Origin of the sequence: Pseudomonas sp. NBRC 111119, assembly GCF_001320125.1 — a bacterium.
Classification (GTDB): Bacteria; Pseudomonadota; Gammaproteobacteria; order Pseudomonadales; family Pseudomonadaceae; genus Aquipseudomonas; species Aquipseudomonas parafulva.
In genome coordinates this window covers 278,804-297,507 of the sequence record NZ_BCAV01000005.1, presented here as the reverse complement: position 1 = coordinate 297,507, position 18,704 = coordinate 278,804, and the positions used below count along the sequence as shown (strand labels likewise).

The 18,704-nt window shown below is 63.2% G+C and carries 18 protein-coding genes; 4 read left to right on the top strand and 14 right to left on the bottom strand.

Annotated elements, in window-relative coordinates; all coding sequences use genetic code 11:
• Positions 1-20 precede the first annotated feature (20 nt).
• From APH25_RS02250 to exbB, 6 genes are all read right to left on the bottom strand, one after another.
• Complete coding sequence (locus APH25_RS02250) at positions 21-1,424, bottom strand: aminoacyl-tRNA deacylase and HDOD domain-containing protein (RefSeq protein WP_060480915.1); 1,404 nt, start codon at positions 1,422-1,424, stop codon at positions 21-23.
• Between the two features lie 78 nt (positions 1,425-1,502).
• Entirely contained in the window at positions 1,503-3,581 is a 2,079-nt protein-coding gene (gene recG, locus APH25_RS02245; protein WP_060480914.1) for an ATP-dependent DNA helicase RecG, read from the bottom strand.
• A 3-nt stretch (positions 3,582-3,584) separates the two neighbouring features.
• Positions 3,585-4,511 (bottom strand): hydrogen peroxide-inducible genes activator, encoded by a 927-nt coding sequence (locus APH25_RS02240; RefSeq protein WP_028632881.1) that lies wholly within the window; start codon positions 4,509-4,511, stop codon positions 3,585-3,587.
• Positions 4,512-4,605: 94 nt separating this feature from the next.
• Positions 4,606-5,337: an energy transducer TonB gene (locus APH25_RS02235; protein WP_060480913.1), complete on the bottom strand. Its 732-nt coding sequence runs from the start codon at positions 5,335-5,337 to the stop codon at positions 4,606-4,608.
• A complete protein-coding gene (exbD, locus tag APH25_RS02230; protein WP_028632883.1) occupies positions 5,334-5,762 on the bottom strand; it encodes a TonB system transport protein ExbD in 429 nt (142 codons plus the stop codon). Before exbD ends, APH25_RS02235 begins: the two co-directional genes overlap by 4 nt.
• 3 nt (positions 5,763-5,765) lie before the next feature.
• Positions 5,766-6,731, bottom strand: coding sequence for a tonB-system energizer ExbB (gene exbB / locus APH25_RS02225; protein ID WP_060480912.1), 966 nt, complete (start codon positions 6,729-6,731; stop codon positions 5,766-5,768).
• Between the two features lie 165 nt (positions 6,732-6,896).
• On the opposite strand from exbB, the gene APH25_RS02220 reads away from it, so the two are divergent.
• Positions 6,897-7,760: an NAD-dependent epimerase/dehydratase family protein gene (locus APH25_RS02220; RefSeq protein ID WP_060480911.1), complete on the top strand. Its 864-nt coding sequence runs from the start codon at positions 6,897-6,899 to the stop codon at positions 7,758-7,760.
• Between the two features lie 187 nt (positions 7,761-7,947).
• Here APH25_RS02220 and APH25_RS02215 read toward each other — a convergent pair whose 3' ends face one another.
• The 5 genes from APH25_RS02215 to APH25_RS02195 form a co-directional block, all read right to left on the bottom strand.
• Positions 7,948-8,679 carry a hypothetical protein gene (locus APH25_RS02215; protein WP_028632886.1) on the bottom strand — a complete coding sequence of 244 codons (732 nt, stop codon included), beginning with the start codon at positions 8,677-8,679 and terminating at the stop codon, positions 7,948-7,950.
• 55 nt (positions 8,680-8,734) lie between these two features.
• Positions 8,735-9,115 carry a RidA family protein gene (locus APH25_RS02210; RefSeq protein WP_009684531.1) on the bottom strand — a complete coding sequence of 127 codons (381 nt, stop codon included), beginning with the start codon at positions 9,113-9,115 and terminating at the stop codon, positions 8,735-8,737.
• A gap of 23 nt (positions 9,116-9,138) precedes the next feature.
• Positions 9,139-11,247: a bifunctional GTP diphosphokinase/guanosine-3',5'-bis pyrophosphate 3'-pyrophosphohydrolase gene (gene spoT, locus APH25_RS02205; protein ID WP_060480910.1), complete on the bottom strand. Its 2,109-nt coding sequence runs from the start codon at positions 11,245-11,247 to the stop codon at positions 9,139-9,141.
• A 59-nt stretch (positions 11,248-11,306) separates the two neighbouring features.
• On the bottom strand, positions 11,307-11,570 hold the full coding sequence (rpoZ, locus tag APH25_RS02200) for a DNA-directed RNA polymerase subunit omega (protein ID WP_012312123.1): 264 nt from the start codon (positions 11,568-11,570) through the stop codon (positions 11,307-11,309).
• Positions 11,571-11,751: 181 nt separating this feature from the next.
• On the bottom strand, positions 11,752-12,624 hold the full coding sequence (locus tag APH25_RS02195; protein WP_060480909.1) for a LysR family transcriptional regulator: 873 nt from the start codon (positions 12,622-12,624) through the stop codon (positions 11,752-11,754).
• Positions 12,625-13,030: 406 nt separating this feature from the next.
• On the opposite strand from APH25_RS02195, the gene APH25_RS02190 reads away from it, so the two are divergent.
• Entirely contained in the window at positions 13,031-14,572 is a 1,542-nt protein-coding gene (locus tag APH25_RS02190) for an APC family permease (RefSeq protein ID WP_060480908.1), read from the top strand.
• Between the two features lie 42 nt (positions 14,573-14,614).
• Here the strand turns inward: APH25_RS02190 and gmk are convergent, their stop codons facing one another.
• Together gmk and APH25_RS02180 are read right to left on the bottom strand one after the other, a co-directional pair.
• Positions 14,615-15,235, bottom strand: coding sequence for a guanylate kinase (gene gmk, locus APH25_RS02185; protein WP_028632890.1), 621 nt, complete (start codon positions 15,233-15,235; stop codon positions 14,615-14,617).
• 12 nt (positions 15,236-15,247) lie between these two features.
• Entirely contained in the window at positions 15,248-16,111 is an 864-nt protein-coding gene (locus APH25_RS02180) for a YicC/YloC family endoribonuclease (protein WP_028632891.1), read from the bottom strand.
• Positions 16,112-16,338: 227 nt separating this feature from the next.
• Between APH25_RS02180 and rph the strand changes: the two genes are divergently transcribed.
• Positions 16,339-17,061: a ribonuclease PH gene (gene rph / locus APH25_RS02175; RefSeq protein ID WP_028632892.1), complete on the top strand. Its 723-nt coding sequence runs from the start codon at positions 16,339-16,341 to the stop codon at positions 17,059-17,061.
• Between the two features lie 79 nt (positions 17,062-17,140).
• Here the strand turns inward: rph and APH25_RS02170 are convergent, their stop codons facing one another.
• Entirely contained in the window at positions 17,141-17,920 is a 780-nt protein-coding gene (locus APH25_RS02170) for an exodeoxyribonuclease III (RefSeq protein ID WP_003253401.1), read from the bottom strand.
• Positions 17,921-18,000: 80 nt separating this feature from the next.
• Here APH25_RS02170 and pyrE point away from each other — a divergent pair, with 80 nt between their 5' ends.
• Positions 18,001-18,642, top strand: a complete 642-nt coding sequence (pyrE, locus tag APH25_RS02165; protein ID WP_028632893.1) for an orotate phosphoribosyltransferase — start codon at positions 18,001-18,003, stop codon at positions 18,640-18,642.
• The last annotated feature ends 62 nt before the right edge of the window (positions 18,643-18,704 follow it).

The following is an 18,704-nucleotide window of genomic DNA, read 5'->3' as shown; positions in this document are numbered from 1 at the left end:
CCTAGGCGGCCCCTGTCATGTTAGTGCGGCGTCTGGAACTGCGAAGCCAGTTCCCGCAGCAGGCTCTCGGCCTCAAGCACCTTGCTGACGACATCCTCGGCTTTTTCCCGCACCAGGCCCAGCCGCTCCAGCAATTCATCGGGTATTTCGTCCTGCGGCCCAGAGCCGATGCCCCGAGAACGCAGCAGCCGGGTGGCCAGAAACACCAGGTTGGGGAACGCGGAGTACTCCCCGTCATAGCCTGGGTCGTGCTGGAAGCGTAGCGCCGTCGACAGCTCATCGGGCATGTCCCACAGCTTCATCAGCCAGGCACCGATCTGCTCCCGGCTGATGCCCAGCAGGTGCTGTTCGACGTAGGTGTGGCACACGTGCGGGTTCACTTCCAGGTGGCGGCAGATCAGCGAAAAGTGCGGCGGGAACACATGGGCCAGCAGCAGGTAGCCAAAATTATGCAGCAGCCCTGCCAGGTAGGTGAGCCCCGCTTCCGGGCGCTCGGCCCGAGGCATGGCGCGGGTGAGCCCTTCGATCACCGCAGCGGTATAGATCGATTGTTGCCAGTAGGGGGTCGCCTGCTGAGGCTGATCCTTGGGCAGGCTCAGGGTTTTGCCAAGCGCAAGGCCAAGGGCCAGGTTGATGACCAGGTCGAAGCCCAGCACGCGAACAATGGCGTCTTCCACCGAGCGTACCTTGCCCGGTGAGGCGTAATAGGGTGATGCCGCCCAGCTGACCACCTGGGCCGCCAGTGCCGGGTCGGTTTCAACCACGCCGGTAATGTCGTCGATGCTGGCGTTGGGGTCTACACGCAGCTTCATGATTTTCTGCGCGGTATCGGCCAGCGGCGGGATCTCGATGGTTTCTTCGAGGCGCTTCTGGATGCGTCGGGCGGTGAAGGCCTGGACGGCTTGGCTGATTTCCCGGGTATCGTCATCCGGGCGGTCGAGGTTAGGCCGGATGGCCTTTACGTCCTGGCCGAAGCTGCTGGCGCTGGCCTTGGCCAGCAGGCGCTTGAACGGCTCGCGCTCGATCTCCAGCAGCAGGCCGGTTTCACCGGACTGGATAAACACCTGCTCGACGTCGAGCAGGCTTTTTTCATACTGGCACGGCGAGCTGGTAAGTGCGGGGATGCCCGGCAGCACCTTCAGCTGGTGCTTGTCGAGCATCTGCCGCAAACGTGGCATTGGCACTGCAGTGAGCTTGCGACCGGTCAGCTCGGCCAGGCGGTTGAGGTCCAGCAACTGGCTCTGTGGGAACAGCACCATGAGTGCCCCGACCTCGTCATCCAGCAGTACAGCCTGTACGCAGGCGGCCGCAGGCGGTAGCGGGTGGGCCAACACCTCGCGGTAGGCAACGCCGAGCTTGTCGAGCAGCAGGCGTATGACCGAAGGCGTATGTGGGGCTGCGGTGTCCAGGGCAACTTGAGTCATGGTCCGTATCCACTGATTCTTTTAAACACGAAGTATAACCAGCCACGGCGCAAAACTGGATCCATTGTGGGACGCAGGTCACACCTGGCCATATTGCTGACCGTGGCGCAGCCAGCGGTCAAGCAGCGGGCTGACATGCTCTGGCCAGCGTGCCACCAAGGCCTGGGCCGCGTCGCGCACCGCCGGCAGCAGGTCGGCATCACGCATCAGGTCGGCCACCTTGAATTGCAGCAGCCCGGTTTGCCGGGTGCCGAGCATTTCGCCGGGGCCACGCAGCTCCAGGTCTTTTTCGGCGATGATGAAACCATCGTTGGTTTCGCGCATGATGCCCAGGCGTTCGCGGCCGATCTGCGACAACGGCGGGTGATACAGCAGTACGCAGTGGCTGGCGGCGCTGCCCCGGCCCACCCGGCCCCGCAGCTGGTGCAGCTGTGCCAGGCCCAGGCGCTCAGGGTTCTCGATGATCATCAGGCTGGCGTTGGGCACATCCACGCCGACTTCGATAACCGTGGTGGCAACCAGCAGCTGCAGGTTGCCGGCCTTGAACTCGGCCATGATCTCGGCCTTCTCGGCAGGCTTCATGCGGCCATGAATAAGCCCGACACGAAGTTCGCCCAAGGCGCTGCCCAGCTCTTCATAGGTGCTTTCGGCGGCCTGGCAGGTCAGTTCTTCGGACTCTTCGATCAGGGTGCACACCCAGTAGGCCTGGCGCCCCTCGGCGCAGGCTGCACGTACCCGCTCGACCACTTCGAAGCGGCGGCTGTCAGCCACCAGCACGGTGTTGACCGGGGTACGACCAGGCGGCAGTTCATCCAGCACCGAGGTGTCCAGGTCGGCGTAGGCGCTCATGGCCAGTGTGCGCGGGATGGGTGTGGCGGTCATGATCAGCTGATGGGGGCACAGCGTACCGGCAACACCCTTCTTGCGCAGGGCAAGGCGCTGCTGCACGCCAAAGCGGTGTTGCTCGTCGATGATCGCCAGGGCGAGGTTCTTGAATTTCACCTCTTCCTGGAACAGCGCATGGGTACCGACTACCATGGGTGCGCCGTTGACGATCTGCTCCAGGGCACTGGCCCGCGCCTTGCCCTTGAGCTTGCCGGCCAGCCAGGCGACTTCGATGCCCAGCGGTTCGAGCCAGCGCTTGAAGGTGATGTAATGTTGCTCGGCAAGAATCTCGGTGGGGGCCATGAGCGCCACCTGGTAACCCGCCTCCAGTGCCTGCAATGCTGCCAGGGCGGCGACCACCGTCTTGCCGGCGCCCACATCGCCCTGTACCAGGCGCAGCATCGGCTCGTGCTGGCTCAGGTCGTAGGCAATCTCGTTGGCCACCCGCTGTTGCGCGCCGGTTGGCTGGAAGCCCAGGTTCGCCAGGTATTTCACCGGCAGGTGGCTGGGCTTGGGCAATACCGGGGCGCGCAGGCTGCGCAGGCTTTCACGCAGGCGCTGCTGCGACAGCTGGTGGGTGAGCAGTTCTTCGAACGCCAGGCGATGCTGAGCCCAGTGATGGCCCTCGGCAAGCTCATCCAGGTCAGCATCGGCTGGCGGGTTGTGCAGGTAGCGAATGGCCTCGTCCAGCGGTGCCAGCTGGTAGTCGCGGGCCAGTTCGTCGGGCAGCCAGTCTGGCAGGCTACGGGGGCCGAGCATGGCCAGGCTTTGCTGGCACAGCACGCGCAGACGTTGCTGGGTAAGGCCTTCGGTGGATGGGTAGATCGGTGTGAGGGTCTGCTCAACCGGCGGTGGCGGCTCGTCGCCATTCAACGCCCTGTATTCGGGGTGGTAGATTTCCAGGCCCGAGGCACCGGGCCGTGCTTCGCCATAACAGCGCAAATGGGTACCCCGCTTGAGGCCCTCCTTTTGCGCGTTGCTGAAGTGGTAGAAGCGCAGGCTCAGTACGCCGCTGCCGTCACCCAGGCGCACCACCAGGCTGCGGCGTTTGCCCATGGTCACATCGGCACCGCTGACCACGCCCTCGATGACCGCATCCTGCCCCGGGCGCAACTGCCCGATGGGCACTACACGGGTGCGGTCCTGATAGCGCAGGGGCAGGTGGAACAGCACATCCTGCAGGTTCTCCAGGCCAACCTTGGCGAGTTTTTCCGCCATGGCATCGCCTACGCCCTTGAGTACCGTTACCGGTACCTTCGACAACTCACTCATGGCTCAGGCGGTTTGTTCGGCAGGGGCTTTGGCGACCGAGCACAGGCGGATCGAGTCGGCCAGAATCTCGATGGCCTTGGGCCGCGGGAAACTGGCGCGCCAGGCGATGGCCACCGTGCGGAAGGGCGCGGGTGCGGTGAGTGGGCGCACCTCGATCACGCCGGGGGCATAGTGATGGCTGTGCACGGCCGAGAGCGGAAGGATCGACACGCCAAGGCCAGATGCCACCATATGGCGGATGGTTTCCAGCGAACTGGACTCGACCGTGGTGTGGCGGGCACCTTCGCCACCCTTGTTCAGGGTTGGGCAGGCTTCCAGTACCTGGTCGCGGAAACAATGGCCTTCGCCGAGCAGCAGCAGGCTCTTGTCGTTGAGCATGGCCGTGTCGATGGTTTTCTTGGCCGTCCAGGGGTGATCGGCTGGCATCAGAGCGCAGAACGGCTCGTCATACAGCGGCAAGGTCAGCACGTCGGCTTCGTTGAACGGCAGGGCGATGATCACTGCATCCAGCTCGCCGTTGCGCAGTTTTTCACGCAGCACATGGGTGAAGTTTTCTTCGATGTACAGGGGCATCTGCGGGGCCACACGGTGCAGCTGCGGGATCAGGTGCGGGAACAGATAAGGGCCGACCGTGTAGATGGCGCCGACTTTGAGTGGTGCTGTGAGCTGGTTTTTACCGGCCTGCGCCAGCTCGCGAATGCCCTGGGCCTGCTCGAGCACCTTTTGCGCCTGGGCAACGATGCCTTCGCCGACCGGGGTCAGGCGCACCGCGCTTTTGCTGCGTTCGAAGATCAGCACGCCAAGCTCGTCCTCGAGCTTCTTCACACCGACCGACAGGGTGGGCTGGCTCACATGACAACGTTCGGCGGCATGGCCGAAGTGCTGTTCCTGAGCGAGTGTGACGATGTAGCGGAGTTCTGTGAGGGTCATAACGTGCGTCCATGAAGTTGCGAGCCCAGCATAGCGGCTGCAATCGATAGACGCACGTTATCAGACTTGCTGATTTGTGACAGAAACAAAAGTATCAGCGGCGGTCCAGGGAGTACACAAACGGTGCCACGACTTCGATGGTGCCGTTGTTCAGCAATTCCGGCGGTGGCTTGGGTACCGTGCCGGCCCGGCGGATCATCTCCAGCGTTGCCCGGTCCAGCGAAGCACTGCCCGACCCCCCGGCCATGGCATACGACACCACCTTGCCCTCGGCATCCACCACGAAACGCAGGCGGTTGATGCCCTGCAGGCCGCGGCGACGTGCATCTTCAGGGTAACGCTTGTATTTCGCCAGGTGACGCAGCAGGTCGCTTTGCCAGGTTGGCAAGGCGTTGCTGTTGGACGCAATGCTTGGTGCCGGAGCCGCCGATTTCTGCGGTGGCGTGTTGCTGGGCGGTGCGTCCACGGTCTGTTCGGTTGGCGGCGCTTCCTTGGGCGGCTCAGGCTTTTTCTCAGGCTTGGGCGGTTGTGGCTTGGCCTTGGGCTTGGGCGGCTTGGGGATGGCGATCTTGGGTTTCGGGGCTTCCGCCAGCTTGGGCAATGGAGGCTCTTCGACCGGCGCCGGTGGCTGGGGTACCGCTTTGGGTGGAGGCGGTGGCGCAGGCTCGGGCAACGGCGCCAGCTCGACCATCATGGCTGCCGGTGGCAGCTCGATGGCCTGGGGCACCGACCAGTTGAGCATGAGCAGCACAGCGACGGCATGGACACCCAGCACAAGCGCCAGGCTGCCGCTGTAACGCGCCAGATTGCGCCGCGTCTTCGTCATTTCTTGGCTGCCGTCTCGAGACCTACCAGACCGACTTTCAGGTAGCCGGCCGCGCGCATGTTGTTCATCACTTCCATCAGGTCACCGTAGTCCACGCCCTTGTCGGCCTGGAAGAAGATGGTGGTCTCCTTGTCACCCTTGGTCTTGGCGTCGAGCATCGGGCCAAGCCGGTCGGGTGCTGGAACCTGATCGTCGCCGACATACAGCTTCTGGTCGGCCTTGACGCTGACGAACACCGGTTTCTCAGGCCTTGGCGCCGGCTTCGCCGTGGAGGCGGGCAGGTCGACCTTGATGTCGACCGTGGCCAGGGGGGCTGCGACCATGAAGATGATCAACAGCACCAGCATCACGTCGATGAAGGGGGTGACGTTGATCTCGTGGTTTTCGGCGAGGTCATCGCCACCTTCGTTAAGATGCAGGCCCATGGCTTACCCCACTTTCACCATGTGCGGGGCAGCGCGCTCGCCACCCTGGTGGTCCAGGTCACGGCTGACCAGCAGCAGTACCTGGGCGGAGGCGTCGGATACCTGTGCCTTGTAACCCGCGATGGAGCGGGCGAAGACGTTGTAGATGACCACGGCAGGAATCGCCGCTACCAGGCCCAGGGCCGTGGCCAGCAAGGCTTCGGCAATACCAGGTGCTACTACTGCCAGGTTGGTGGTCTGAGTCTTGGCGATGCCGATGAAGCTGTTCATGATGCCCCAGACCGTACCGAACAGGCCGACGAAGGGCGCGGTGGAGCCGATGGTTGCCAGTACCCCGGTGCCGCTGCTCATGTTGCGGCCGCTGGCGTGTACCAGGCGCTCCAGGCGGAAGCTGACGCGTTCCTTGATACCTTCTTTTTCGCGGGCGTTGGCTGACAGGCGCATTTCTTCGAGCGCGTCGTGGACCAGGGTGTGGGCCAGGGTGCCTTCCTTGTTGGAGACCTCGCTGGCCTCTTTCAGGCTGGCGGACTTCTTCAACTGGGCGATCTCGCCACGCAGGCGACGCTTGGCACCCAGCAGCTCGAAGCCTTTGGCGATCCAGATGGTCCAAGTGATGATGGACGCGATGGCCAGGCCGATCATGACCGCCTTGACCACCACGTCGGCGTTTTTGTACATGCCCCATGGGGACAGGTCGTGGGCCATGCCCAGCGAAGTATCTTCAACCAGGGCTTCGACGCTTGGGTCGACAGCAGCCGGGGCATCTGCAGCGTTAACCGGGGCCGCTTCGCCGGCCGGAGCGGCAGCGGTGTTTGCCGGAGCAGAAGCAGCGGCCGGCGCGGCGGCGGCATTGGCGTTAGGCTCATCGGCCATGGCCATCGGGGCCAGCACCAGGCTGAAGGCCAGCGCGGCGATGGCGCGCCAGGCGCGCGACTGGGTTGGCGAAGCGGAAGGTTGATTACGTGTCATGCTGGCCGGACCTGATGAAGATAAAGGTGGATGTTCTTCAAGGCCTCGAGGTAGGCCGAGAACAATTAGGTCGCCATTATTGCAAGTAATTCTTGTTAACAAAAGTAATCTTGTTGCTTTTTTCGCCCTCGGTTGGGCGGATCTGTCGGTCTAAGGGGGTTTCAGATGTCGGACCTTTCGGTCTTGATAGTAGGTTGTGGCGATGTCGGCGGCCGTCTGGCCCGGCAGATGTTGGCGCGTGGTTGGCATGTCAGTGGGCTGCGTCGCGCTGTGGGGCAACTGCCCCACGGGGTGGTACCTGTGGCCGCTGACCTGGCCGAGCCGGCAATACCGTCTGCCTGGCCAAGCCATGCACCGGACTACCTGGTGTACTGCGTGGCGGCCAGCCAGCATGACGAAGCCGGCTACCAGGCGGCCTACGTGCAGGGCCTGCGCCATGTGCAAGGCTGGTTGGCTGAGCGAGGGCAGCGCCCGCGTCGGCTGTTGTTCGTCTCCAGCAGCAGTGTGTTTGCGCAGAAGGGCGGGGAATGGGTGGATGAGCAGTCGCCTACCAGCCCTGAAGGGTATTCAGGGCGGGTGATGCTGGAGGCGGAGCAACTGGCCTTGGCGGGTGAGTGCCCGGCGAGTGTGGTGCGCCTGACCGGTATCTACGGCCCGGGCCGCGAGTGGCTGCTCAGCCAGGTTCGCCAGGGTTACCGGGTTGCCGAGCAGCCGCCGTTGTACGGCAACCGCATCCACGCCGAGGACGCTGCCAGCCTGCTGGCGTTCCTGTTGCAGGCCGATGCCGATGGCCGGGCGCTGGACGATTGCTACATCGGCGTGGATGACGACCCTGCACCGCTGGCCGACGTGGTCGGCTGGCTGCGTGAGTACATGGGCGTTACACACTGGTCCGATGAGCAGCGGGTGCGGCGCACTGGCAGCAAGCGCTGCAGCAATGCACGTGCGCGGGCCCTGGGTTGGGTGCCGGCATACCCGAGCTATAAAGAAGGGTATGCGGCCATTTTGCAGGGTTCGGCTAGCAACTAACCCAGCTCTTTGGGCTGCACATCACACCCCTGTGGGAGCGGGTTCACCCGCGAAGCAAGCAGCGCGGTGGATGGCACCGGCTTCGCCGGTGTTCGCGGCTGAAGCCGCTCCCACACGGCCCTGCTATATCAACATGTTATGTACAGTTGCAGGCCGGTAAGAGCAGCTTGCGGTGCGGCGCCCGGCCTCAGTTCTGCTCCAGCAACCACTGCCGCTTGCCGGCCGCCAGTTGCGGCATTTCGTCCGGCTGCGCGCGGTTGACTGCCTGGGAAATCTCCAACTGCTTGCCCGTGCGCTTGATGATGAACGGCGCACCTTGCTGGTTGCGCTCAAGCCACAGGCTGTCATTGCTGCCGCCCATGGTCGCGCAATCCCCCGCCAGGCACAGGGCGAAGCGATCCGGGCCGGGCAGGCCGGTAACGCTACCGGTATCGCTGAAGCGTACCGTGCCACCTGTGCCCTGGCCTTCGATGATCTTCCAGTCGCCGCCCAGGTAGGCCTGATACAGCGCCTGCTCGAAGCTGCTACCCAGCTGCGCGTTGCCCGCAGCAGGTGCCTTGGCACGTACGAACGTTTGCTTGGCGCCCTGTGGGTCTACCGTTTGCAGTTCATCGCCATTCAAGGACAGCTGCTCGGTGGCACCACCGTCGAAGGTGGCTACCCATTGTTTGTCATTGGCGCTGAGTTGCCCGTCGGCACCCTCAAAACCGTTGCTGTAACTGGCCCGCTGTTGGGCCACATCGAGCTTCCACTCGAATACCGGGCCATTGGCATCCAGGGCCTGGCGCAGGTTGTTGCCTTTTACGGCAGCGGTGATGGCCTGCTGGTTGATCCAGGTGCCATTGAAATCTTCAGGTTTGTGGCTGGCGCAGCCGCCCAGAAGCAGGGCTGCCAGCGTGAGAGGCAGTGCTAGACGCATGACGGAAAACCTTGCAGAAGAGGAGGGCGACAGGCAGAGCCTGCCGCCGCAGGCATCATTCGATGACCAGAATCGCGTCCATTTCGACCTGCGCACCTTTTGGCAGCGCAGCAACGCCGATGGCGGCACGGGCCGGGTATGGCTGCTCGAAGTAGCGGCCCATCACCTCGTTGACCTTGGCGAAGTGGCTCAGGTCGGTCAGGAAGATGTTCAGCTTGACGATGTCCTTGAACGAGCCACCGGCAGCTTCAGCCACTGCCTTGAGGTTTTCGAACACCTGCACGGTCTGGGCTTCGAAGCCTTCGACCAGTTCCATGGTCTTCGGGTCGAGCGGGATCTGCCCCGACATGTACACGGTGTTTCCGGCCTTGATCGCCTGCGAGTAGGTGCCGATGGCGGCTGGGGCCTTGTCGCTGTTGATGACGGTCTTGCTCATGATGACTCCTTGCGGTTGGCGGACTACGTACGCATACGGGTGATGCGGACCACACCGGTCAAGGTACGCAGTTTCTTGATCACACGCGCCAGGTGCACGCGGTCGTGCACGCTGACCACCAGTTGGACCACGCTGATACGGCCGTCGCGCTCGTCCATGCTGATCTTCTCGATGTTGCCATCGGCCGCATTGACGCTGCTGGCCAGCAGCGCGATCAGGCCACGCTGGTGCTCAAGCTCGACACGCAGCTCGACATTGAATTCGCCGGTGATGTCCTTGGCCCAGGAAAGCTGCACACACTTTTCTGGGTTATGGCGGATTTCGCTGATGTTCCGGCAATTTTCCAGGTGCACCACCATGCCTTTGCCCGCCGACAGGTGGCCGACAATGGGGTCGCCAGGGATGGGCGTACAGCATTTGGCGTAGCTGAGCACCAGCCCTTCGGTGCCACGGATGGCCAGCGGGCCTTCGGGTGCGGGCAGTTGCTCGCCATCGGCGGACAGCAGCCGGCGCGCGACCACGTAGGCCATGCGGTTGCCAAGGCCGATGTCTTCCAGCAGGTCCTCGATCAGCTCCAGGCGATACTCCGCCAGAATGGCCTGGATATGCTCCTGCGCAATCTGCTCCAGGCTGCTGTCGAAGCCGGTGAGCACCTTGTTCAGCAAGCGCTCGCCCAGGCTGATGGACTCCGAACGGCGCTGTTGCTTGAGCGCGTGGCGGATATGGGTGCGCGCTTTGCCGGTGACCACGAAGTTGAGCCAGGCCGGGTTCGGCCGTGCACCGGGGGCACTGACGATTTCAACCGTCGAGCCGCTTTGCAAGGGCTCGGACAGCGGTGCCAGGCGCCGGTTGATGCGGCAGGCGATACAGCTGTTGCCCACATCGGTGTGCACCGCGTAGGCGAAGTCCACCGCGGTGGAGCCTTTGGGCAGCTCCATGATGCGGCCTTTGGGCGTGAACACGTAGACCTCGTCCGGGAACAGGTCGATCTTCACGCTCTCGATGAATTCCAGCGAGTTGCCCGCACGTTGCTGCAGCTCGAGGATGCCCTTCACCCATTGTCTGGCCCGGGCGTGGTTGCCCTTGGGTTGCTCGTCCTCGTTGGACTTGTACAGCCAGTGCGCCGCAATGCCGTTGTTGGCCATCTCTTCCATCTCCGCCGTGCGGATCTGGATTTCGATGGGCACCCCGTGCATGCCGAACAGGGTGGTGTGCAACGACTGGTAGCCGTTGGCCTTGGGGATGGCGATGTAGTCCTTGAAACGGCCCGGCAGCGGCTTGTACAGGTTGTGCACGGCGCCCAGCACGCGGTAGCAGGTGTCGACCTTGTCGACCACGATGCGGAAGGCATACACGTCCATGATCTCGTTGAAGGCGCGGCGCTTGCCACGCATCTTCTTGTAGATGCCATAGAGGTGTTTCTGCCGGCCGCTGACCTCGCCCTGGATACCGTCGGCGGCCAGGCAATGGGCCAGCGATTGCTCGATCTTGGCGACGATTTCCTTGCGGTTGCCCCGTGCGCTCTTCACGGCACGGTTGATCAGCGACGAGCGCATCGGGTGCATGGCCTTGAAGCCGAGGTCTTCGAACTCTACGCGTACGGTGTGCATCCCCAGGCGGTTGGCGATGGGGGCATAGATTTCGAGGGTTTCCTTGGCGATGCGCCGGCGTTTTTCACCGGACAGCACTTCCAGCGTGCGCATGTTGTGCAGGCGGTCGGCCAGCTTAACCAGGATCACGCGGATATCGCGGGCCATGGCCATGGCCATCTTCTGGAAGTTTTCAGCCTGGGCTTCTGCCTTGGTCTCGAAGTTCATCTGGGTCAGCTTGCTGACCCCATCGACCAGTTCGGCCACCGTCTCGCCGAACTGCTGGCTGAGGGCTTCCTTGGCAATGCCGGTGTCTTCGATCACGTCGTGCAGCATGGCTGCCATCAGGCTCTGATGGTCCATGTGCATGTCGGCAAGGATACTGGCCACAGCCAGCGGGTGGGTAACGTAGGGCTCGCCGCTGCGGCGGCGCTGCCCGTCGTGGGCCTGTTCTGCGTAGAAATAGGCGCGGCGAACCAGGTTGACCTGTTCGGGCCCTAGGTAGGTCGACAGCCGTTCGGCCAAGACTTCTATACCCGGCATGGGTTCACCTCCTGCCGAGGGAGAGGGCCTTGCGCCGTGCGACGTCGACCAGGCATCAATCAGACAGCCTCGTTCGACTCGTCCTCGAATGCGGCGAAGACCGGATCCTCAGTGACGATCTCTTCAGCAGCGATGAACTCGTTGGTGACGATGCCTTCGGCGATTTCACGCAGGGCAACAACGGTCGGCTTGTCGTTTTCCCACGCAACGCGTGGCTCTTTGCCGCCGGTCGCCAGCTGGCGAGCGCGCTTGGTCGAGAGCATGACCAGCTCAAAGCGGTTATCCACGTGTTCCAGGCAGTCTTCAACAGTTACGCGGGCCATGGTCTTCCTCAGTAGCAAATGCGGTGGGCGTGCAGCCCAATAGTGGGCAGGCGGACTCGATAGTATAAAAATTCACCAGCCAATAGGGAAGCGCTGTTTTGCTCCGGCAGCGCCTGAGACCGCGGCGATTGCCGCAAAATGGCCGGGCCAGACAGCCTCCTGCATAGGCCTGACGATAACCTCAGAGCATCGCGTCACGCAACCGCGGGGTCAGCTCTTCGAACAGGGTCTGTACCGAGCGCAGCGCGCGACAGTCGGGCCGGGTCAACAGCCACAGTTGGGTATCGCAACCGGGCAGTGGGCCACTGAGGGCGTCCACCCCCGGCAACGTGTGCACCATGTAGTCGGGCAGGGCGGCCACACCCAGGCCGGCCGTTACCAGTTGGGCAATGGTCGACATCCCACTGCACTGGTAGCGCGGGCTCAGCCCCGGGTGGTGCTGGTTGCGCCAGACCACGGTTGGGTGGTCCTGCATGGAATCGTCTGGCGCAATCCACGGCACACTGTTCGTCGACTCGGCCAGGGCGTCGCGCCAATGGGACTGGCCGCAGATCACATAGGAGGTGGACCCCAGGTTGCGACCCACCAGGTGTTCCGGCGGCGTGTTGGTCAGGCGCAGGGCAATATCGGCGTCGCGCCGGCTGAGGTTGGCAAATGTGTTGGACGTGCCCATCTCAAGCGACAGGGCCGGATAGTTGGGCATGAATTCGGCCAGTGCGGGCAGCAACAGGCTGTGCATGACCGCCTCGGTGCACGTCAGGCGTACGGTCCCGCTGACCACCTGCTCGCCACTGGTCAGGGCGATGCGTGCGGCATCCAGCGCCTGTTCCGCGCGCTCGGCCTGCTCGGCCAGTGCCTGGGCAGTGTCGGTTGGCAGATAGCCTTTGCGGCTTTTCACGAACAGCGCGGTGCCTAGCGCCGATTCCAGCCGGCGGATGGAGCGGAACACCGTCGACACGTCTACCTTCAGCAGTTCAGCCGCCTTGGCCAGAGAGCGCCCGCGTTCCAGTGCGAGCACCAGGGTCAGGTCGGCATGGGTAATCTGATATTGCATTGGTGCACGCTCTGCTTGCCGAATTGCCAATGTCTGTTGCGTTTTGGCCATTTTATAGTGAAACGGCCCTCGGGAAGCAATGCACCCGATGCGGCAATCAATCCCCACGATGGGAACGTGACAATAACAACAGCAGCAACCATCGCCGCCCTCGAGGCGTCATCCGTAGCATCACATCGCCGCAGTAAACCCAAGGATGTACAGCCATGACGTCGGTCCCCCCGCAGGCAAGGCTTTTCAACGGTTCGCCTTCTAATCCTGCGCCTCTTCTTTACAATGGCGCCCCCGTTGCAGGCCAAGGCATGGGCCCCGGATGATCCGGCCCTGACCGCAGATTCTCGACGAGTGAGCACGGGCCTTTGCAAAGGCCTGTGAAAAACAATTCCAACACCGGCGGCTAATACTCATGAGCAACTACACAGAAGCCGGCCGCCCACCCGATGTGGCAGCCGATGCGGGTACACAGGCCCAGGGCAAGGGCCTGGCAAAAGGGCGGCTGGGGCTGCTCGCCAGCGTGGTTCTGGGCATCTCGACCATTGCGCCCGTCTATACACTGACTGGCGCCCTTGGCCCTACCGTGCGCGAGGTGGGCGCCCACTTGCCTGCCGTGTTCATCGTCGGCTTCCTGCCCATGCTGCTGGTGGCGCTGGGGTATCGTGAGCTGAATTCGGCAGAGCCTGACAGTGGCACCTCGTTCACCTGGTCGGCACGGGCGTTCGGCCCCATGATCGGCTGGATCGGCGGTTGGGGGCTGGTGGTGGCCACTACCATCGTGCTGTCGAACCTGGCCGGCGTGGCGGTGGACTTCTTCTACCTGTTCCTCGGCCAGATCACCGGCAACCACGGCCTCGCCGCGCTCGCGGACCACCTGCTGATCAACATTGTCACCTGTTGCGTGTTCATCGCGCTGGCAGTGTGGATCTGCTGCCGCGGCATGGCTACGACCATGACGGTGCAATACGGCCTGGTGGCGTTGCAGCTGCTGGTACTGGTCGGCTTTGCCTTCGCGGCGTTCGGTGAAACCACCGCGCCGCCGCCGCTGGAATTCGATTTCGCCTGGTTCAACCCGTTCGGCGTCGAATCGTTCTCAGCCTTCGCGGCCGGGCTTTCGCTGTCGATCTTCATCTTCTGGGGCTGGGATGTGTGCCTGACCGTCAGCGAAGAGTCGGTAGGCAGTGAAGAAGTACCGGGCAAAGCCGCCACCTGGACGGTGCTGCTGATTCTGGGTTTGTACCTGCTTACCGCCATTGCCACCCTGCAGTTTGCCGGCATCAGCGAACAGGGCCTGGGCCTGAACAACCCGCGCATTCAGGAAAACGTATTCGCCCACCTGGCAGGGCCGGTGATGGGGCCGCTGGCCATTCTGATGTCCGTGGCGGTGCTGGCCAGCACCGCGGCTTCGTTGCAGTCGACCTTTGTGTCGCCGGCCCGCACCTTGTTGGCCATGGGTTACTACGGTGCGGTGCCGCAGAAGTTCGCCAAGGTCTGCCCCCGCTCCCAAACCCCGCGGTACGCCACCATTTGTGCGGGTGTGGCAGCGGGCCTGTTCTACGTGACGATGCGCACCCTCAGTGAAAACGTGCTGGCGGACACCATCACCGCGCTGGGCATGATGATCTGCTTCTACTACTCGCTGACGGCCTTCGCCTGCGTCTGGTACTTCCGCCGCAGCCTGTTCGACAGCCTGCGCCACTTCTTCATGCGGGGCCTGTGCCCGCTGGTGGGTGGGGTGATCCTGTCGGTGATCTTCGTGCGCACGGCCATCGACAGCGCTTCACCGGATTTCGGCAGCGGTTCGCATGTCGGTGGGTTGGGCCTGGTGTTCGTGATCGCCGCCCTCATCTCGGTGCTGGGCATCGTGCTGATGCTGCTGTCGCGGTTGCGTGCACCGGCTTACTTCCTGGGGGCGACGCTGCGCCAGCAGGCCACGCTGTCTATCCCGGAATGATGCGCAAGGGGCGCTGCGCGCCCCGGCCCGTGGACGCAGGCTTCAGCCAACCAGCTCGGTCAGCAGGGCCCCGTGGCGCTGTTGCTGGTTTTTCAGCAGCAGGCGATTGGCGCGGAACACTGCTTTCAGGTCCAGCAGCGCTGTTGCGAAATCGTCATTGATGATGACGTAGTCGTATTCGGCGTAGTGCTGCATCTCGCTGACCGCTTCTTTCATGCGCCCGGCGATGATCTGCTCGCTGTCCTGCCCACGGTTATCCAGGCGATGGCGCAGGGCCTCCTGGCTGGGCGGCAGGATGAACACCGACAGCGCGTTGGGCATCAGCTTGCGCACCTGCTGGGCGCCTTGCCAGTCGATTTCCAGAATCAGGTCATAGCCCTCGTCGAGTGTTTGTTGCAAGGCGCTGCGGGACGTGCCGTAGAAGTTGCCGAACACTTCGGCATGCTCCAGGAAGTCGCCCTGGTCGATCAGCGCCCTGAATGCGTCGTGCGCCACGAAGTGGTAATTGACCCCGTGCTCCTCGCCTGGGCGCATGGTGCGGGTGGTGTGCGAGACCGAGACGCGGATGTGCGGGTCTTCTGCGGTCAGGGCAGTGACCAGGCTGGTCTTGCCGGCGCCCGAAGGGGCCGAAACGATGTAGAGGGTGCCGCTGCAGTGGTTCATGGTCGGGTGGCCTTACTCGATGTTCTGTACTTGTTCACGCATCTGTTCGATCAGCACCTTCAGGTTGACCGCTGCTTGCGTGCTGCGTGGGTCGAAGGCCTTGGAGCCCAGGGTGTTGGCTTCGCGGTTGAGTTCCTGCATCAGGAAATCCAGGCGCCGGCCGGCAGCGCCACCGCCCTTCAGTACGCGGCGCACTTCGGTGACGTGGGTGCTGAGGCGGTCGAGTTCCTCGGCCACATCACTCTTCTGGGCCAGCAGTACCATCTCCTGCTCCAGGCGTTGCGGGTCCAGTTCGGCCTGCAGATCGCTGAAACGGTCGAGCACCTTCTGACGCTGGGTGGCCAGCATCTGCGGCACGAGTGCGCGCAGGGTGGTCACCTCGTTGGCCATGCTGTCCAGGCGTTCGTTGATCAGCCTGGCCAACTCCACACCCTCGCGCTGGCGCCCGGCTTTCAGTTCGGCCAGGGCTTCATCGAACAGCGCCATGGCTTCGGCATTGAGGGCCTGGGGGTCGCTGGTATCGGCCACCAGTACGCCTGGCCAAGACAGTACTTCAAGCGGGTTGAGCGGTGCCGGCTGCTTGATCAGGCCTGCGACCTGCTCGGCGGCGGCAACCAACTGGGCCGCGCGCTGGTGGTCGACCTTCAGTGGTTTGCCGGCGCTGTCTTCGTTGAGGCGCAAGGTGCACTCCACCTTACCCCGTGACAGCCCCTGGCGCAGGCCCTCACGCACACCGCCTTCCAGGTCGCGCAGGGCATCTGGCAGGCGCAGGTGGGGTTCAAGGTAGCGGTGGTTGACCGAGCGCAGCTCCCAGACCAGGGTGCCTTGGCTGCCGGCGCGCTCGACGCGCGCAAAGGCGGTCATGCTGTGCACCATGGGAGTACCTCGCATAGATGGATAACGTTGGAAGCCCGCAGGCTGCAAGGCGCAGGATTGTAGCGCAATGGGGCCTCGCCGCCCAATCCGGCCATGTTACAGAGCGGCCGCCAGAGCGCTCGGAAAAGGCGACGGGCAGTGCCAGGCGCGACGATAGGCATGTCGTGCGCAGGCCACGGGCTCTATAATGCCTGTCAGATTCTAAAGCCCCAGTACAGGTATCCCAGATGAAACGTCCAAGTGGTCGCGCCGCCGATCAGCTCCGCTCGATCCGCATCACCCGCAACTACACCAAGCACGCCGAAGGGTCGGTACTGGTCGAGTTCGGTGACACCAAGGTCATCTGCACGGTCAGCGTGGAAAACGGTGTGCCGCGCTTCCTCAAAGGCCAGGGCCAAGGCTGGCTGACCGCCGAATACGGCATGCTGCCGCGCGCTACCGGCGAGCGTAACCAGCGCGAAGCCAGCCGTGGCAAGCAGGGTGGCCGCACCCTGGAAATCCAGCGTCTGATCGGCCGCTCGCTGCGCGCTGCGCTGGACATGAGCAAGCTCGGTGACATCACGTTGTACATCGACTGCGACGTCATTCAGGCCGACGGCGGTACCCGCACCGCTTCAATCACCGGTGCAATGGTTGCCCTGTGCGATGCCCTGGCCGTGATCAAGAAGCGCGGCGGCCTGAAGGCCGGCAACCCGCTCAAGCACATGATTGCCGCGGTGTCGGTGGGCATGTATCAGGGTGAGGCTGTGCTTGACCTGGACTACCTGGAGGACTCGGCGGCCGAAACCGACCTGAACGTGGTCATGACCAGCGCAGGTGGTTTCATTGAAGTGCAGGGTACCGCTGAGGGTGCGCCGTTCCAGCCTGCAGACTTCAACGCCATGCTGGCGTTGGCGCAGAAGGGTATGGATGAGATCTTTGCCCTGCAGCAGGCGGCTTTGGCTGACTAAGGCTTGAGCCAGGCGCCGCTCCTACACAGGCCCGTAGGAGCGAGCGCAGCTCGCGATGAAGCCACCCCCCTGTCAGCCGTCAGATCGTCAGCGTCCAGTCATAATCGACGATCAGCGGCGCGTGCTGTGAGAAGCGCGGCTGACGCGGCAGGCGGGCGTTGCGCACGAAGCGACGCAGGCCTGGGGTAAGGATCTGGTAGTCGAAGCGATAGCCCAGGTTGAGCATCTCGGCCTGCTCGTTGTCTGGCCACCAGCTGTACTGGTCGCCTTCGCGGCTGACTTCGCGCAGGGCGTCCACATAACCCATCTCGCCCGTGATCGCATCCATCCAGGCGCGTTCCGGCGCCAGGAAGCCCGGTGACTGCTGGCTGTCGCGCCAGTTCTTGATGTCGAGCTTCTGCTGCGCCACATAGAACGAGCCACAATAGATGTACTCGCGGCGCTTGCGGCGCTGCTTGTCCAGGTACTTGGCGAAGTCGTCCATCAACTTGAATTTCTGGTTCAAGTCTTCGTCCCCGTTCATGCCCGAAGGCAAAAGCAGGCTGGCAATACTGACTTTGTCGAAATCTGCTTGCAGATAACGCCCGTAGCGGTCGGCTGTCTCGAAGCCCAGGCCGGTGATGACTGCCTTGGGCTGCATGCGCGAGTAGAGCGCCACGCCACCTTGGGCAGGCACCTCCGCATCGCAGGCATAAAGGAAATAGCCATCGAGCTGGAAAGCTGGGTCGTCGAGTTCAAAGGCCGAGGCGCGGGTATCCTGAAGGCAGATGACGTCGGCATTCTGGGCTTGTAGCCAGCTGAGCAAACCACGCTCGGCCGCAGCCTGAATGCCATTAACGTTCACACTGATGATCCGCATAAATGGCCCCAAAAATCTCGTGCGTGTATGATACCCGAGCTCAACCCATTTAGCTAAATCCGTGGTGTCCGGGACTTTTCATGCAGCCGTATCAGCGCGACTTCATCCGTTTTGCCATCGATCGCGGTGTACTGCGTTTCGGTGAGTTCACCCTGAAATCGGGGCGTACCAGCCCGTATTTCTTCAATGCCGGCCTGTTCAGCAGCGGCTCCGCCTTGGCTCAGCTGGGGCGTTGCTATGCAGCGGCCATCGTCGACAGCAAGATCCCCTTCGACGTCCTGTTCGGCCCCGCCTACAAAGGCATCCCGTTGGCGGCAGCCACCGCCGTGGCCCTGGCCGAGCAGCACCAGCTGGACGTGCCCTGGTGCTTCAACCGTAAAGAGGCCAAGGACCATGGCGAGGGCGGCAGCCTGGTAGGGGCACCGCTGGCCGGTGACGTCCTCATCATCGACGACGTGATCACCGCCGGTACCGCCATTCGCGAAGTCATGCAGATCATCAACGCCCAGCAGGCCAAGGCCGCAGGCGTGCTGATCGCGCTCAACCGCGAAGAGCGCGGCAACGGTGAGCTCTCGGCGATCCAGGAAGTCGAGCGCGACTTCGGTATCCCGGTGGTCAGCATCGTGTCGCTGACCCAAGTACTGGAGTTCCTGGCAGATGATCCGCAGCTCAAGCAGCATCTGCCGGCGGTCGAAGCCTACCGGGCGCAATACGGGATCTGACCCGGCGCCCGGCAACTAAAAAGGCGACCTCGGTGTGAGGTCGCCTTTTTTGTGTCGCCAGT

What these genes read in the sequence shown, in the direction of transcription:
- gmk (WP_028632890.1), bottom strand. Translation starts at nt 15,235, where the DNA reads ATGAACCACTGCAGCGGCACCCTCTACATCGTTTCGGCCCCTTCGGGC.
- exbB (WP_060480912.1), bottom strand. Translation starts at nt 6,731, where the DNA reads ATGACACGTAATCAACCTTCCGCTTCGCCAACCCAGTCGCGCGCCTGG.
- exbD (WP_028632883.1), bottom strand. Translation starts at nt 5,762, where the DNA reads ATGGGCCTGCATCTTAACGAAGGTGGCGATGACCTCGCCGAAAACCAC.
- APH25_RS02250 (WP_060480915.1), bottom strand. Translation starts at nt 1,424, where the DNA reads ATGACTCAAGTTGCCCTGGACACCGCAGCCCCACATACGCCTTCGGTC.
- rph (WP_028632892.1), top strand. Translation starts at nt 16,339, where the DNA reads ATGAAACGTCCAAGTGGTCGCGCCGCCGATCAGCTCCGCTCGATCCGC.
- APH25_RS02210 (WP_009684531.1), bottom strand. Translation starts at nt 9,115, where the DNA reads ATGAGCAAGACCGTCATCAACAGCGACAAGGCCCCAGCCGCCATCGGC.
- spoT (WP_060480910.1), bottom strand. Translation starts at nt 11,247, where the DNA reads ATGCCGGGTATAGAAGTCTTGGCCGAACGGCTGTCGACCTACCTAGGG.
- APH25_RS02195 (WP_060480909.1), bottom strand. Translation starts at nt 12,624, where the DNA reads ATGCAATATCAGATTACCCATGCCGACCTGACCCTGGTGCTCGCACTG.
- APH25_RS02220 (WP_060480911.1), top strand. Translation starts at nt 6,897, where the DNA reads ATGTCGGACCTTTCGGTCTTGATAGTAGGTTGTGGCGATGTCGGCGGC.
- recG (WP_060480914.1), bottom strand. Translation starts at nt 3,581, where the DNA reads ATGAGTGAGTTGTCGAAGGTACCGGTAACGGTACTCAAGGGCGTAGGC.
- APH25_RS02235 (WP_060480913.1), bottom strand. Translation starts at nt 5,337, where the DNA reads ATGACGAAGACGCGGCGCAATCTGGCGCGTTACAGCGGCAGCCTGGCG.
- APH25_RS02180 (WP_028632891.1), bottom strand. Translation starts at nt 16,111, where the DNA reads ATGGTGCACAGCATGACCGCCTTTGCGCGCGTCGAGCGCGCCGGCAGC.
- APH25_RS02215 (WP_028632886.1), bottom strand. Translation starts at nt 8,679, where the DNA reads ATGCGTCTAGCACTGCCTCTCACGCTGGCAGCCCTGCTTCTGGGCGGC.
- pyrE (WP_028632893.1), top strand. Translation starts at nt 18,001, where the DNA reads ATGCAGCCGTATCAGCGCGACTTCATCCGTTTTGCCATCGATCGCGGT.
- rpoZ (WP_012312123.1), bottom strand. Translation starts at nt 11,570, where the DNA reads ATGGCCCGCGTAACTGTTGAAGACTGCCTGGAACACGTGGATAACCGC.
- APH25_RS02190 (WP_060480908.1), top strand. Translation starts at nt 13,031, where the DNA reads ATGAGCAACTACACAGAAGCCGGCCGCCCACCCGATGTGGCAGCCGAT.
- APH25_RS02170 (WP_003253401.1), bottom strand. Translation starts at nt 17,920, where the DNA reads ATGCGGATCATCAGTGTGAACGTTAATGGCATTCAGGCTGCGGCCGAG.
- APH25_RS02240 (WP_028632881.1), bottom strand. Translation starts at nt 4,511, where the DNA reads ATGACCCTCACAGAACTCCGCTACATCGTCACACTCGCTCAGGAACAG.